This is a genomic window from Pseudovibrio sp. SCP20, assembly GCF_057774105.1.
Genome location: NZ_JBYMDH010000002.1, coordinates 276,249 through 291,170, shown reverse-complemented (window position 1 = coordinate 291,170; position 14,922 = coordinate 276,249). Strand labels below are relative to the sequence as shown.

Genomic DNA, 14,922 nt, shown 5'->3' with positions numbered 1-14,922 from the left:
GAACGGCCCTCATGCGGGGCAACGACAACGCCGGTTCCTTCGCTCATGTTAGTTCCCCCAGAATGCAGCAGCGAGCTTCTTGATCGCTTTGATGTTCCGTGGTCCCGGTGTTGCCTCTGCATACTCCAGCGTCACGAACCGGTCGTTCTTCACTGCATCCAGCTCCGCAAAGGCTGGGTTGTTGAGCATGAACTCACGCTTCTGCTCAGCAGTCACCTCGCCATAGTTGACGATCACGATCATCTCTGGGTTCGCCTCAACCACAGCTTCCCAGTTCACCCGCGCCCAGCTTTTCTCCAGCGTGTCCAGCACGTTGGTGCCTCCGGCCGCTTCAATCATCGCAGTTGGCATCGCATAACGGCCCGCAGTGAATGGAGAATCCTCGCCACTGTCATAAACAAACACGCGCAGCGGTGTGTCAGAGGTTTTCAGACCCGCTTTGAACTGCACCAACTCATCACGATAAGACTGCACCAGCGCTTCTGCTCGTGCTTCAACACCAAAGATGCGGCCAAGGTTCAAAAGGTCGTTGTACATGTCATCCATGGAAACCTTAGGCTTCTCGCCAAGGTGGATGCAGCTCTCGGTCAACTCGTAAACCTTGATGCCAAACGGCTCTAGTGTTTCTGGTGTCACCTCGCCGCCAACCTTCATCCCGTAGTTCCAGCCCGCGAAGTAGAAGTCCGCATCAGCGCCAATCAGCACTTCCTTGCTTGGGTATTTCGGGGAGAGTTCCGGCAACACAGCCACCTTGTCGGTCAGCTCTGCATCCAGCGTTCTCCAGCCAGAAACGCCGGTGTAACCCACCATATTGTCCTGCAGCTCCAGCGCCAGCATCATCTCTGTCAGGTTGGAGTCGTTGGAAACGGCCCGTTGCGGCACACCATCAAACGCCACGGTGCGATTACAGCTTTGTACGGAAACCTCTGCCAAGGCAGCCGAAGAAGAAAGCAGCGCTACAGCCAGCGCCAAACCAAAGTTTTTCATGAAAACAGTCCTTATGAGTGAAGATCAAAAGTAAGGAGGGATTGTTGCCGGGCCATCAGCTGATCACGCGTGGTCCGCACCTGAAACGCCTGCGAAACAAGGGCAGGGGAGAGGATCTGTTCCGGCACCCCAAAGCCCAGCATCTGCCCGTGATCCAGCAGCAGGATCTGATCACACACCTGTGCTGCCATGTTCAGATCGTGCAAACTGGTGATGATCGTCAGATCCAGCTCTTCAATCAGCTTCAGTATTTCCAGCTGATGGCGAATATCCAGATGGTTGGTTGGCTCATCCAATATGAGCAGCTCCGGCTCCTGAGCCAGAGCCCGTGCCACCATCACCCGCTGCCGTTCCCCGCCAGAAAGCGTGCCGAACAACCGCCCGGCCAGCCCATCCAGCTGCAAAGCATGGATCGCACGATCCACCACCTGCCGGTCATGTTCGCCAGAAGCCGCCAGCCCGCTGCGATAAGGCGTGCGCCCCAGCTCCACAATCTCACGCACCCTGAGAGCAAAATCTGTCGGCTGCTCCTGCAGCACTGCTGCCACCCGCTGCGCCGTCGCCCGAGCAGAAAGAGACCAGATGTCATCGCCGCCAATGCAAATTTGCCCGCTCATCGGCTTGTTGAAGCGATAGAGCAGCCGCAGCAGCGTCGATTTCCCAGCCCCGTTCGCACCCACAACACCAAGGGTTTGCCTCGCCGCCAGCTCAAAGCTCAGAGGCTTCAGAACAAGCGCGCTCTTACGCTCCGGCGCCCAGGAAACCTCGCGAACGGATACAGAAGCCGCGCTCATGACAAAACATCCTTGCGCAGCTCAGCCCTCGTCGGACAGCCTAAGCCATTGAAATGAAAAGAAACAGGATCCAGCATTCAACCACCCCACCTGAGTGAAACGCTACATAGTCATAAATATAACGTTATAACGTTACATCAATTGTCGAATCCTGAAGTAAAAGTCAAGCGCACGCGTGCGCAGGCCACCAGCGGCTCGCAAAACGATCCGGGATAAAGTTTAGTTTGTGAGGAAAAAGGTCTCATAACGCCCTCCGCGCTGCAGCGGGGGCAAATAGAAACCGGATATGTGAGAGGCTTGCGCCAATGCAACCATTATGGCCTCCTTCCGGGACGCCCCGCCCGGGTTGAAGTGAAACATAATGGCAGGTCTCCTGACTCGCGGGTCCGTGCTCAGCCAGCCTTCCCGGATCTCTCCAGTGGCACGCTTGGCTTCGCTAACCGCTTACAGTTGCGGGGGCAGTCACGGAATTGGCGCCTGTTGGCTACACCGCACCGTGTTCCCTTTTAATCCCGGGGCCTTTCGCTCCCCAGAAACCATCAGCGCGCATACTGAGTTTTACGGCCCCCAATTGCAAGAGTTTTCGAAAACAGACCTGACGCGCTGTTGATAGCAACTGTCAGCACTACACGTGAGGTGCGCACACATTTTGGCAAAACCAGCCCAAGTTTTCCGAGGTTTTCACTTGTGACAACCCCTTGCTAGGCTCTTAGCACTGACCAAACTGAGACTGCTTGAAGTCAGCAACTATGACCATCCAGATCGCAATAAGTGAAAAGACATGAAAACAGTCATTAAAAAGACTTCGATAATCTTGGGTGTCTTTGCTACCTGTTTTGTAGTTTCGGGATGTTTGCTGACTGGAGCTCTTCTTCCGGCCCCTGGGTATACGGAGATTGTGAAAATTGACCCATCAATGACGAACCAGGAACTTACCCGTAAGTTACTGGCTATCTTTAGAAATCACGGTATAGCACCGTGCGCATGGGCAAGGCTAAGCCCGGAGTACTTTGATGCTGTCAATTACTCAGCTGACTATAGATCGCTGAATGACTGCATTTGGGTAGCCTATCATCAGCCAGAGCAACCAAAAGTGAATGCCGATGAGGCAACTATAGTCATCGGAAGTTTCCCTGAGTACAATAACAATGTAGCAGGCCAATCCGCGAGATTTCGAAGACTCAGTAATAACGAGTTGGAGGTTACAGTAAAGGGACAAGGTGCGTACTATATGAAGCTTCCCAATAAAAAAATCGCTCAAAAATTTGCGCGGATTATAAAAGAAAACCTTCGTTAGCTGTCCCAAACATCCCGCCTCCCCACCACCGTCATCCCGGACAAGCGCAGCGCAGATCCGGGACCCAGAGTCGTGAGCACAGACCCAAACCACAGCTCAACCGCCTCACCAAACACGCGCAAACTCAGCCATCCACATCCCTGTAAAAACTGTCAGTTTGACAACCTGTGGTTTTCATTCCACATTCATACATGAGGCGTCGAAACCTCCTTTAAGACAGCGGTTACCGCTCCCGTCACTGGCGGATTTTTTGTGCCTGCTTTATAGGTAGCGCGCAAACCCTTTGCTATGAGCGGGAGGGCGGTGAATACAACACCTCCTTCGGGGGGGAATAAACTCGCCTGTCTGTCTTACAGGTTTCGAACCTCCCGCTCGCCAGCGGGCCGTCGAAAGCCTTGCTGTCCTGTGGTTGTTCAACACCCTAAAGACAGAGGGATTGAGAATGAACGACTCCGCATGCGCATGTAGCGCCACAAATACTTTCCAAAATGAAATTGACGAAGTCATCGTCGCTGTCTCGGATCTGCAGAACCTCTCGTATATTCAGCACCTTGTGCTGACAGAGAGAATGCAGCACTCCAGCGAGCGCGATGCCCTGTTCACTCTGCATCACGCCTTCCGCGATCGCCTCGAAGTACTGGAAAAAAGCTGCGGAATGTTAGAGCGGGTCGCTCATCCGCAGCCAATAAACACAAAAGTTCCGCTTCCTGATTAAGCCGTACTGCCCTTTGCTCGCGTGCTCAATCCTCAAGGCCCATCGCATTCAAGTGAGGCAGCAGCCCGGCAGCAAAGAAAAGAGCCAGCCTCATGTTAGGGACTGGCTCAGGAAATGGCTTGATCGTGCAATGCGCTCAACGTGATCGGTAACCCTGACCACGCAAAGCGCGTGCAACATCACTGTGAACGGCATTTGGCACAAACCCGTGCCTCTTGCTCCGGTGCCAATGGCGAAGCGCAAATACACCCCGCATCCTCGCCAATCGGTGCCCTGCTGGTCTGCGGCCATACCACCCGCCGCAGGTCAGCACCTCCCTAAAAATACCAGTGCCACCCACACCACGTCCACTCCCTGAAAAATCAAGGCGGCACTCCCTCTACCGCCCAATTCACTGGATCCCGCATCAAGCGCGGGATGACGGCATTGAAGCAACCCCAACAACCTCACCATCGTCATCCCGGACAAGCACAGCGCAGATCCGGGATCCATTGAGCTATTCGGGGTGCAGTGGAGTTTTCAATGCTTTAGGATCGAACTGATCCATCAAGCTCGTGGAGAGGTACAAATCCTTCGGCAAGTTATCGAGAATACTGAATTCTTCAATAAGAGGTTTCATTTTCTCTACACCGTGCTCGCTCAAGCTGTTCAAGCAATTAATTGCGAGTTCATAGTCAGATAGCTGAGCACGTACGATACGGGCATAGTCGAACTTGTCTTTACGACCACTTTCAGAGATGAAGCGAAGAATATTGTATAGACTCCGAAAATAATGAGCTAGATCGGTTCGACGTGCGTGATATTCGGCCTCGTAAACATTTAATGTTGATGTTGCATCTACAGATAACAGAATTATCTCAGGCCGCTCAAGAATATGGGTTTTTTGAGGTAGTCTGATATTGAAATCTGATTGGAGGCGCATAAGGATGTTCTTAAAACAACTTCTAAAAAAATCTTTTCCTTGAACAGTGATAGCATGGCCAGAGTTTTGCAGATCTAAATCAGATACAATTTTAGTATGTGCATCTAGCATTCGCATCAGCATGTTTTCAAAGCGCTGATCGGCCATTTCTTGACGAGATAATGTTAGTTCTGTCCGGTTTAACTGAAGCTCTTCTCGTTGTAGGAAGACAGTCCAAATTAAGGCAGCGAACGCCAGGGCAGAAAAAAATGAAGTAAGCGGGCCAAAACTGTCTCCAAACGGCCCAAGCGTTTTTACTAGATCCTCTTCGATATTCCACCAGTTGAAGTAGATAGAAGAACCATAGAGCACAAAAACAGTACCTACCCCGAGGAAACCTCCCAAAGCTAGTCGGTTTATCTTTTTTGCGCCTTTTCTTTTTTCTATTCGTATCTTGGCGGAAAATACTAAAATGCACACGAAGGCAAGAAGCGCGAGTGAAATAAGAATTTGCATGGCAATCCAATAAAGCGGCACAGTCGCGTTTAAACATACTCATGCATCATGCCAGAAAATCAGCGATTTAGAACATGAAATACAAAAGTGCTTTTTAAAACTATGTAGAAGCGTAAGTTATGGATCCCGCATCAAGTGCGGGATGACACCGAGGGGAACGCGCCTTCGATGTTACCTCAATCCTATGCCGTCATCCCGTACAAGCGAAGCGTGATGCGGGACCCAGAGCGGCATATTCAAAAATGGGTGATTTTATCAGAGTTTGCTCTGAGAAGGCTTGCGAAAAAACGCAACCACTCACCCCAAATCAAACCGCTTACAAATCCGGTCTACCGGGGTGCCGTCAGAGAGTGGGACGGCTTCCAGCAGTTTGTAGTCTTTGAAGCCGCGGGAGGTGTAGTAGGCGCGGCCGCCGGTGTTGTCGGCGCGGATGGTGGCGTTGATGGCGACGAGGCCTTTGCCTTCCAGATTGGCAAGGGTCGCTTTGAACAGCGCACTGCCGATGCCGCTTTTGTGCAGGCCCGGCTTCACAAAGGTGCCGATATCAACCCAATCCGCGGGGATATCTCCGTAATGGCTGGCGATCTGAAAGCCAAGCGGCTCACCGGTCTCACGATCAATCGCGCAAACAGTACTTTCCAGAATGTCCGCTTCAAGAAACCACTCGATGAACTCACCTTTGTTCAGCGGCTTCTCAAGCGCAGTTGTCCCCCCGGCCTCAATAATCCGGTTGAGCAGGGCAAGCAGCTCGTTCACATCGTTGCGCTGGGTTTTGCGGATGAAAAACTCGATAGGTTTGGTAGAAGATGTGTCCATTTTTCAAAAATCCCGATCAGCGCAAAAAACACGCAAAGCTTTCAAATCAACGCACATAGCAACGCAAACGACTTATGCTACTGAAATCCCCGCATAAGTGCCGAGCAAGAAACCTGCTAAAACTTTGTTCTTGCTCGCAAAGCCTGCGCCAGAGTGCCTTCGTCAAGGTAGTCCAGTTCCCCACCAACCGGCACACCATGGGCAAGGCGGGTCACTTTCACATTCTCAAATCGCGCAAGCTGGTCCGTAATGAAATGCGCTGTGGTCTGCCCTTCAACGGTGGCATTCACCGCGAGGATAACTTCGTTCACACCACCGCTTTCAACACGCTCCATCAGCTTGGAAATGTTGAGGTCATCCGGCCCAATTCCGTCCAGCGGAGACAAGGTGCCACCGAGGACATGATAATGCGCGCTCACTGCTGATGCCCGCTCCAGCGCCCAAAGATCAGAGACGTCCTCAACCACCACAATGGTGGAGCCATCCCGGCGCGGATCGGAGCAAATGGTGCAAGGATCACTGGTATCAACGGTGCCGCATTCTGAGCAGATGCCAACCTGATCAACAGCCACGCCCATGGCTTCCGCCAGCGGGATAAGTAACTGATCTTTCTTCTGAACCAGATGCAAAGCGGCGCGTCTGGCCGAGCGTGGACCAAGGCCGGGCAACTTGGCAAGCAGCTGAATCAGGCGTTCAATTTCGGGACCAGCAACCCTGCGTGTACTCATCGAAAATCTATGCTCTCTGCGAGAAAGAAAAGGCACCCGCAAAGCTGATTTGCGAGACAATGCCAGATAAACTATGCCCGCCTGAGGAGGCGGGCAAGAGGGAATAAATCCATTTCAGGCATGCCGCCAAATCTGCGCAGGGTCGCGGTGATTTGGCAACAGATTAAGCCTGAAGAACTTAGGAGCCGAACGGGAGTTTCATGCCAGCTGGCAGGCCCATGCCGGACATCATGTCCTGCGTGCGCTCCTGAACCAGCGCCTCACCCTTCGCCTTAGCATCATTATGCGCAGCGAGGATAAGATCTTCCAGAATTTCAACTTCATCAGCATTGATGAGAGATGGATCGATCTTCAATCCGGTCATTTCACCTTTACCATTCAGGGTAACGGTAACCATGCCTGCGCCTGAGGTGCCCTCAACAGAAAGCTCGTTCACAGTCTCCTGAAGCTCGCCCATTTTTTCCTGCATCTGCTTGGCTTGCTTCATCATTTTAAGAAAGTCCATCGACTCGCTCCTTAAACGTCTCTTGAGCGCATGTCGCGCTTCTCTTGTTCTGCTCGTTAGGTTTCATACCACAGAAACCTTAGAAATCTTGGGTGAAATCCATAGAGTCCATGTCTTCTATGTCGACAGGCTCGGACGCCGCTTCAAGGGGGAGATCTTCCTCCTGCTTCAAAATGCGCACGTCAACAACCTTAGCTCCGGGAAAGGCAGAAATAAGTTTCACCACTTCCGGATCAGAATGCGCATCAGAAACCAACTGTCTCTGGTTCGCTTCTTTTTCTTCATGCAAAGTCGGGCGGCCTTGCTCACGGCTAACCGCAACAATCCATCGACGACCGGTCCATTCTGTTAGTTTTCGGCCCAGTTCACCAGCAGCATCAGGTGTCGCAATCTCTGTTGGCTGCACCTCAATGCGGCCCGGCTGGAAGTTGACAAGTCGCAGAGCGCGCTCAACGGAAACTTTAACCGGAATGTCCTTCATGCGGCCAGCAAGCTGAGCAACCTCAGCCCAGGAACGGATGGCAATCCTCTCGTTGATCTCTTCCGCCTGCCGCATCTGCGGGGCTGTTTGTGGAGCTGCGCCAACGGCTTGCGCCATCGGTTGGCCACCTGCAACAGCACGCAGCTGAGGCGCAGAGCCACCGCCGGAAGGTGCGCCACTTGCGCTTGGTCCGCCACCGCCTTGCGGCGCGTTGCCTGTTGGTGCTCCGCCACCTGCCGGGGAGAACTTGCCGGACTTGAGCAACTTCAGCGCCTCTTCCGGATCTGGCAGATCGGAAGCATAGCACAAGCGCACCAGAACCATATCAGCCGCGGCCAATGGCTTAGGTGCATTCTGCACTTCATTAATTCCCTTCAGCAATATCTGCCATGTCCGGGAAAGAACACGCATGGAAAGCTTCTCAGCAAACTCCCGCCCACGCTGTCTCTCACTCTCCGTCACAGAGTTCTCTTCACCCGCTTTGGGAACCGCTTTCAGGCGAGTCACCAGATGGGTAAAGTCTGCAAGGTCAGAGAGGACAACTGCCGGATCCGCGCCCACATCATACTGGGCTTTGAGCTCATCCAGAGCGCTGGCAATGTCGCCGCGCATCACGTGCTCAAACAAATCTATCACCCGGCTGCGGTCAGCAAGGCCAAGCATCTGCCGCACTTCGTCAGCTTCAATGCGGCCAGCGCCATGTGCAATCGCTTGATCGAGAAGGGATAAACTGTCTCGAGCAGAACCTTCACCAGCGCGCGCAATCAGCGTCAGTGCTTCATCGGAGATTTCTATCCCCTCTTTGCCGGAGATCTCACGCAGCAGAGATACAAGCGTAGAACTCTCAATCCGGCGCAGGTCAAACCGCTGACAACGAGAGAGGACAGTTACAGGAACCTTGCGGATTTCTGTGGTCGCAAAGATGAACTTCACATGCTCCGGCGGCTCTTCCAGCGTCTTCAACAACCCGTTGAACGCCGCATTAGAAAGCATGTGCACCTCATCGATGATGTACACTTTATACCGCGCATTCGCAGGCCGATACCGCGCCGCCTCGGTAATCTCACGAATGTCGCCAATACCCGTATGCGACGCCGCATCCATCTCAATCACGTCCACATGGCGACCTTCCATGATCGCCTGACAGTGAACGCCTGGTTTGTCTAAGTGGATGGTAGGCTTATCAATTTCGCCCGGTATCTCGTAATTGAGACCACGCGCTAGAATACGCGCAGTGGTCGTTTTGCCGACACCGCGAACACCAGTCAGCATCCATGCTTGTGCGATACGTCCAGTCTCAAATGCATTCTGCAGAGTCTGAACCATCGGCTCCTGACCATAAAGATCATCGAACGTGCTTGGTCGATACTTACGGGCGAGAACGCGATAAGCACCATCGCTGCTGGAAGATTTGTCTTCCGCGCCTGTTGTTGTCTGGTGCTCTTCCTGAAGGTCTATTCCGTCCATGTCGCCCAAATCCTCAGCCACTTCAAAGGCAAGGTAAAACTTGTTCCCGGCCATTCAAGACGAAGACCGGCCGCTTGTCGAGTATGGGCGCGGGGAAAATAGGTGGGAGGCTGGCACGATGACCCGTGCCATGGACTCGTTAGGGCTGCTTCCTTCCGGACCTGACCCGGTTGGCGAGTGGCTCGTCCACCACCAACCTCCCGGCCGTGTATATGGGCGTTTTGCCTGAAATTTGCAAGCGTTCATTGATGTTTACCGCTCGCTACTGTGGACGAGACTGTGAATCTTCCGATCAATCTGATGAAACAGAAATCACAAAATGTCGTCGCGACATTGCAATTCAGCGGTATCTCGGGTTCACTTTGCATAATTTTATAATTTAAGGAATTCGAAATGCTGGCCGAAACAACTGAGGTGTACGACGCCTCTGCTGCTCTTTGCTATTCTGCCAATTCACTTAATCGCTGTGGGGAAAAACGTAAGGATACAGAATGGGTTAATTCGCTCAGAGCTGCGCCGGAAACACGTTTTCTGATCCAGGCAAACGACAGTTTTATCTTTAATAAGGACGACGCCAATCAGCCTCTTCTCCACTCTGCGGAGGTGATCAACCTGTTGGGCATCACCGATGCCACGACGATTTTCCTCGGCATTGATGAGAGCGACGGCAACCGCCCACACTTCGGCCTGCGTTACTCCACTGACCCGGAAACGATTGACGAAGAACTGGAAAAAATTGGCCCATACGCTGCCTACGGCCTGCGCGGCATTGCAATGAAGCGCGCTACAAGTCAGCGAGTGCTGGGCATGATGGCTCAGGCTGCCTCAATGGGCAAATGGCACTCAACCCATAAGATGTGCTCCCAGTGCGGTAAGCCAACTGAACTCGCTGAAGCTGGATATCGCCGTGATTGCCCGTCTTGCTCCGCGCAGCATTTCCCAAGAACGGACCCTGCGGTGATAATGTTGATCACCCACGGGGATAAATGCCTGATGGGGCGCCCATACCATCTGATGGAAAATGTCTACACCACACTCGCAGGTTTCGTAGAGCCGGGTGAGACATTTGAAGACGCCGTCCGCCGTGAAGTTTTTGAAGAAGCAGGCGTTAAAGTCGGCACCGTGAAATACGTCGCCAGCCAGCCATGGCCTTTCCCATCAAATATTATGATCGGATTCCACGGTGAAGCGCTGACGACGGACTTGAATATCGACTATGAAGAAATGCAGGATTGTCAGTGGTTTTCCAAAGAGGAGACACTGAAGATGCTCCAAGGCGAAGCGGAGTCAGGATTAATTTGTCCCCCTGACATCTCTATCGCGCATCATTTGATCAAGAAATTTATCGAGGAACAATGACCCATGGTCGACTAGAGCCAGTGGTTGTTTAGCAGGTGCCTGATGGCACCGGGGAGGTGCCATGACTTACTGCATATATCTGACCCACCCAAACGTTTACATCGATCCGGCAACCCCGGTCCCGCACTGGGATTTGTCGGATAAAGGTCGGGAACGCTTAGAACAAGGCCTGCGTCAGCCGTGGCTTTTGGAGATTGATCACGTTATTGCCAGCCGCGAAAAGAAGGCGATTGAAACCGGCCAGATCATCGCGAACCATCTGGGGATCGAGCTCATCACGGCTCCTGGTCTTCATGAGAATGATCGCAGTTCAACCGGCTTCCTGGAGCCGGATGAATTTGAAAAGGTCGCCGATGAGTTCTTCAGTCGCCCCGCAGTCAGCGTACGCGGTTGGGAGCGCGCTTTGGATGCCCAGAGCCGCGTAGTGGATGCGATCAAGAAAGCTCTGACCACCATCCCAAGCGGCGAGCCAGTGCTCTTTTCGGGCCATGGTGGAGTAGGAACGCTGCTCAAGTGTCACCTCGCCAATAACGCAATCGACCGCGCATTTGATCAACCTGCAAATGTCGGAGGCGGTTGTTGGTTCAGATTTGATCCGGCTGACCTCGAGGCTTGCAAGGCTGACATTGAAAGCCTGAAGTGGCAGCTGATTGATGAGATGGAACTCGCCACTTAACTTTTGCGCCACCTTTAATCACGAAGCGACGCAGCCTGTTGATCTTGACGATTGGCAGGCTGCTTTAACAGCTCTGGCTCTTGTTGCTGCTAGTTGAAATGCTTATCTAGTGCGTAACTCTGGAATGTGTTTGGGCATTTCAGATCCAAATACACTTAAAGCAACGACTTGGAGCGGGATGTGTGAGCGTGCCGAGCTCTGAGTGCCATTTGTTTTCAAGAATTCGGCGCAAGAGATGTTATCGGCAGCAATCAAAGCATTTTCGCAGGTTTTCGAACCCCATTTCAGAAGCATATTTTTCAAAGCCTTAGGGCTCACTCTGCTTCTTCTCCTCGTAGCTTGGATCGCTATTCAGGGTTTGGTCGGTTACTTCATTGACCTTCCAGAGAATTGGCAGGACACGACAGTCAGTATCCTGACTGGCATCGGCGCCTTGATCGGTCTTGGTTACATCCTCGCCCCAGTCTCCGCGATGGTGGTCGCGTTTTATCAGGACCAGATCTCAGATCTCGTTGAAGAACGTTCTTACCCGCATGACAAGCCGGGTAAGGCGCTGCCTCTTGGCGAGTCCATTGTTACCGCTCTGCGTTTTGTTGGTGTTGTAATCATCGCAAACATCTTCGCCTTGATGCTCTTCTTTGTTCCTGGCATCGGCCAGATCGCATTCTTGCTGGTAAACGGCTATTTGCTGGGGCGCGAATACTTTGAGTTCGTAGCCATGCGGTTCATGCCAGTGCAGGAGGCAAAAGCCTTCCGCAGATCACAAGGTGGAACTGTGTTTGCTGCAGGCCTCATCGTTGCGTTCGTGCTGGCTATTCCGATCGTCAACCTCATCACGCCACTCTTCGCAACAATCTTTATGGTGCACGTCTTCAAGACACTCCGTACGAAACGCAATTTATCCGTTTAACGGCGAAGAATACTACAATTTTAAGAAATAACAGGAAACAGGTGTGTTTGCTATTAGAAGCTTTATTGCTGACGATCTAACCTGGACGCATGCTCTAAATGAGGAGCATGCTGTCGAGCTCTCCTCTTTGACACAGGATGGTTTCGCGGAGCTGATCGAAAAGGCGACCTATGTGAAAGTCGCAGACAACGATGCTGGCCTGCTGATCACCTATGATCAGGGCGGCGACTATTCTTCCATCAATTTCAGATGGTTCTGTGAGCACTACGACAACTTCCTTTATGTGGATCGCATCGTAATTTCCAAGGTTGCACGTGGGCAGGGCATCGCCAGAAAGCTCTATGATGACCTCTTTCAGTTCGCAAAGGCGAAGGGGTACGAGCGTGTCGTCTGCGAGGTGAACTCAGATCCTCCCAATCCAGCTTCAGACGCTTTCCATGCCTCTTTGGGTTTCAAAGTCGTCGGTAAAGCTGAACTGGAAGGAAAGGGGAAGACGGTACAATACATGGAAAAAGCACTCTGAAAACCGCTGTTTTACGAAAAGTCAGGGAGTGTTGAACTGCTTGATTTGTTACCGCGGCGCCACAGCAGCTCGAAATCTCTACGTCATCGTCTCTTCGAAGTCTTGGCAGGTTGACCTGCCGAGAAATCTGTTTCAACCTAACGCCAAGCAATGAGGAGGACTCTGTCAGTGAACAACTAAGGCAACCCAAATTCTAATCAGATGCACTGCTGCGTTCAGCGCGGCTGGTGTTTGTTGCCTATTTGTTTTGATGGAGTCTTTATGAGACGCGTTATCTATGACGTCGCCGTAAGTCGCGACGGTTTTATTGCTGGCCCAAACGGCGATGTTTCAATCTTCCCGCACACAGGTGAACATGTAGATGCCTATAACGAGCGTCTATCAACCTATGACACAGTGATCATGGGGCGTCATACCTATGAGTTCGGCTACCAGTTTGGTCTTCCTGCTGGTGCAAAAGCTTACCCCCATATGCGCCATCTGATTTTCTCAGAAGGAATTCAGTTGCCTCAAGATGCGGAGGTGGAGACCGTCAGAGCTGACTTCGCTACACGCGTTGAGGAGCTGAAGAACGAGCAGGGCGGTGACATCTATCTATGCGGTGGCGGAATGTTTGCTGGCCTGCTGGCTAAAAGCAAACTAATCGACGTCCTTCGTTTGAAAGTAGCTCCTGTCCTATGCGGAGCCGGCACGCCGCTATTCGCTAATGTCTCCGAACGGATCGATCTAACCTGCCTCTCCTCAAAACTCTACGAGAGCGGCGTGGAGTATTGTGAGTTCACTCTATAGTAAGATGATAGCTTCGGTGGAGCGGCTTGTTCATGCTCCGCCTTAGCTTGCAAACTTAGTCACGTGCCTCCACGAGCTTCCAACCCTTGTTCTGCCAGCCTTCAGCAGAGAGCTTGATCATGTCGGTGGTGCGGATGAGATAACCAGGCAGTTTGACACTGTTGCCTTTGCTAGTTCTGAACTCCAGATCCATGTTCAGCTTGCCGCTAAGCTTCTTGATCAACGCAGATCCACCACCATCAATGCTACCTGATGAAATGTAGATGAAGTTGATCCGATCGCGGATCGCAACTGAGGCAGCAGCAAAGCTGAGCATATAGCCAAGACCTTGCCGTGTTGGGTTGGTGGTCATGTAGCCTTCCTGGGCCCATACGCCGTCGGGCATCAAAATGTTTTCTCCCGGCTCATAAGCAATGTGGTCTGAGTAACAGACGCTGGACGTAAGCGAGGCATCACCATCAAAAATGCCTTCAAGACAATTATGCTGCTCATCCACCCGGAATGTATGCGTGTCTTTGGCCCATCTGTAGCTCATCATTGTCTCCTTTTCGGATGTTGTTTGTGGCGATGTAAGCCATCGCTTGAAACTAAGACGCAGAAGGGGCGTGCCTGTGAGATGGGGAGTGGTTCAGAAGTGGCGCAAAAGACAATTTTGATGGCTAAACTGGATATCGAAACCAGTTGCTCTATTTCTTGCTGATGTGGGTTGTGTCAGCTCATTCACGTTAAATAAAGTTTACGTAAACGTAATTTGACTTTAAGTGATTTTCTGAAAAATTTTCGGTAATTTCAGTAAAATAAAATATGAGCCCAAAACTCAAGATAATAAATAGGCAGTTTCTTGTTACTTGATCACATAGAAACTAACAAAGTTTACACCGCAAAATCTAATCATTTCGGCCAATTTTGAGGGCAAACCTAGTAGAAAAAGCATTTAGTCGCATAGGATGCTTTGACGCACCCAGAAACTGAAGGTATTAGAACCTCATACAACGCCTTGTTTTGTTACGTTTACGTAAGCGTAACTTAAACTAGGGACGGGAGAGAGATTTATGGCGAACGCTGACCTCAAGGCCAACAGGCCATTGTCGCCCCATCTTCAGATCTATAAGCCGATCGTGACGATGGTGATGTCTATTTTGCATCGCATCACCGGTGCGGCGCTTTACTTCGGAACGATCCTGATGGCGTTCTGGCTTGTCTGTGCAGCAGCAGGTCCTGAATCCTATCAGTTCGCGATGGATGTATTCGGTTCCTTCCTGGGCCAACTCGTCCTCTTCGGATTCACCTGGGCTCTTGTGCATCACATGCTGGGCGGTTTGCGCCACTTTGTATGGGACATGGGTCATGGCTTTGACTTGTCTGCAGCGAACTGGATGGCTCGCGCAACAATCATTGGCTCCGTAAGCCTCACAGTGATCCTCTGGATCATTGGCTTTATCGTTGCTTAAAGGAGAA

Annotated in this window: 16 protein-coding genes, 1 other RNA gene and 1 riboswitch; of the genes, 8 read left to right on the top strand and 9 right to left on the bottom strand. The window is 51.8% G+C overall.

The genetic code is table 11. From position 1 onward, the window contains the following. Positions 1-48 precede the first annotated feature (48 nt). Positions 49-987, bottom strand: a complete 939-nt coding sequence (locus tag AC3CB2_RS09845; protein WP_352932561.1) for an ABC transporter substrate-binding protein — start codon at positions 985-987, stop codon at positions 49-51. Between the two features lie 11 nt (positions 988-998). Then, entirely contained in the window at positions 999-1,781 is a 783-nt protein-coding gene (locus AC3CB2_RS09840; RefSeq protein ID WP_352932563.1) for an ABC transporter ATP-binding protein, read from the bottom strand. A 346-nt stretch (positions 1,782-2,127) separates the two neighbouring features. Continuing rightward, positions 2,128-2,337, bottom strand: a riboswitch (cobalamin riboswitch). Positions 2,338-2,562: 225 nt separating this feature from the next. On the opposite strand from AC3CB2_RS09840, the gene AC3CB2_RS09835 reads away from it, so the two are divergent. Next, positions 2,563-3,078, top strand: coding sequence for a hypothetical protein (locus tag AC3CB2_RS09835; protein WP_352932565.1), 516 nt, complete (start codon positions 2,563-2,565; stop codon positions 3,076-3,078). Positions 3,079-3,520: 442 nt separating this feature from the next. After that, the gene (locus AC3CB2_RS09830; protein ID WP_352932567.1) at positions 3,521-3,793 is read left to right on the top strand and encodes a hypothetical protein; all 273 of its coding nucleotides are present in this window, start codon (positions 3,521-3,523) and stop codon (positions 3,791-3,793) included. Positions 3,794-4,289: 496 nt separating this feature from the next. On the opposite strand, the gene AC3CB2_RS09825 is transcribed toward AC3CB2_RS09830, so the two are convergent. The 6 genes from AC3CB2_RS09825 to ffs form a co-directional block, all read right to left on the bottom strand. Continuing rightward, positions 4,290-5,210: a putative phage abortive infection protein gene (locus tag AC3CB2_RS09825; RefSeq protein WP_352932568.1), complete on the bottom strand. Its 921-nt coding sequence runs from the start codon at positions 5,208-5,210 to the stop codon at positions 4,290-4,292. 297 nt (positions 5,211-5,507) lie between these two features. Then, positions 5,508-6,026 carry a GNAT family N-acetyltransferase gene (locus AC3CB2_RS09820; protein ID WP_352932570.1) on the bottom strand — a complete coding sequence of 173 codons (519 nt, stop codon included), beginning with the start codon at positions 6,024-6,026 and terminating at the stop codon, positions 5,508-5,510. 116 nt (positions 6,027-6,142) lie between these two features. Beyond that, entirely contained in the window at positions 6,143-6,754 is a 612-nt protein-coding gene (gene recR / locus AC3CB2_RS09815; protein ID WP_014283491.1) for a recombination mediator RecR, read from the bottom strand. Positions 6,755-6,932: 178 nt separating this feature from the next. Beyond that, entirely contained in the window at positions 6,933-7,259 is a 327-nt protein-coding gene (locus tag AC3CB2_RS09810; protein WP_008548682.1) for a YbaB/EbfC family nucleoid-associated protein, read from the bottom strand. A gap of 79 nt (positions 7,260-7,338) precedes the next feature. Beyond that, the gene (locus tag AC3CB2_RS09805; RefSeq protein ID WP_425328947.1) at positions 7,339-9,207 is read right to left on the bottom strand and encodes a DNA polymerase III subunit gamma/tau; all 1,869 of its coding nucleotides are present in this window, start codon (positions 9,205-9,207) and stop codon (positions 7,339-7,341) included. Positions 9,208-9,309: 102 nt separating this feature from the next. Further along, an RNA gene (gene ffs, locus AC3CB2_RS09800) (signal recognition particle sRNA small type) lies at positions 9,310-9,408 on the bottom strand. A 192-nt stretch (positions 9,409-9,600) separates the two neighbouring features. On the opposite strand from ffs, the gene nudC reads away from it, so the two are divergent. The 5 genes from nudC (at position 9,601) to AC3CB2_RS09775 (ending at position 13,464) form a co-directional block, all read left to right on the top strand. Further along, positions 9,601-10,566 carry an NAD(+) diphosphatase gene (gene nudC / locus AC3CB2_RS09795; protein ID WP_352932575.1) on the top strand — a complete coding sequence of 322 codons (966 nt, stop codon included), beginning with the start codon at positions 9,601-9,603 and terminating at the stop codon, positions 10,564-10,566. Positions 10,567-10,627: 61 nt separating this feature from the next. Continuing rightward, positions 10,628-11,242, top strand: a complete 615-nt coding sequence (locus AC3CB2_RS09790; protein WP_352932577.1) for a histidine phosphatase family protein — start codon at positions 10,628-10,630, stop codon at positions 11,240-11,242. A gap of 235 nt (positions 11,243-11,477) precedes the next feature. Continuing rightward, on the top strand, positions 11,478-12,152 hold the full coding sequence (locus AC3CB2_RS09785) for a sulfate transporter family protein (RefSeq protein ID WP_014283496.1): 675 nt from the start codon (positions 11,478-11,480) through the stop codon (positions 12,150-12,152). A gap of 43 nt (positions 12,153-12,195) precedes the next feature. After that, the gene (locus tag AC3CB2_RS09780; RefSeq protein WP_352932579.1) at positions 12,196-12,675 is read left to right on the top strand and encodes a GNAT family N-acetyltransferase; all 480 of its coding nucleotides are present in this window, start codon (positions 12,196-12,198) and stop codon (positions 12,673-12,675) included. A 261-nt stretch (positions 12,676-12,936) separates the two neighbouring features. Then, positions 12,937-13,464: a dihydrofolate reductase family protein gene (locus AC3CB2_RS09775; protein ID WP_352932581.1), complete on the top strand. Its 528-nt coding sequence runs from the start codon at positions 12,937-12,939 to the stop codon at positions 13,462-13,464. A gap of 55 nt (positions 13,465-13,519) precedes the next feature. On the opposite strand, the gene AC3CB2_RS09770 is transcribed toward AC3CB2_RS09775, so the two are convergent. Next, the gene (locus AC3CB2_RS09770; protein WP_352932582.1) at positions 13,520-13,999 is read right to left on the bottom strand and encodes a hypothetical protein; all 480 of its coding nucleotides are present in this window, start codon (positions 13,997-13,999) and stop codon (positions 13,520-13,522) included. A gap of 517 nt (positions 14,000-14,516) precedes the next feature. Here AC3CB2_RS09770 and sdhC point away from each other — a divergent pair. Further along, a complete protein-coding gene (gene sdhC / locus AC3CB2_RS09765) occupies positions 14,517-14,915 on the top strand; it encodes a succinate dehydrogenase, cytochrome b556 subunit (protein WP_008548214.1) in 399 nt (132 codons plus the stop codon). Positions 14,916-14,922: the final 7 nt, after the last annotated feature.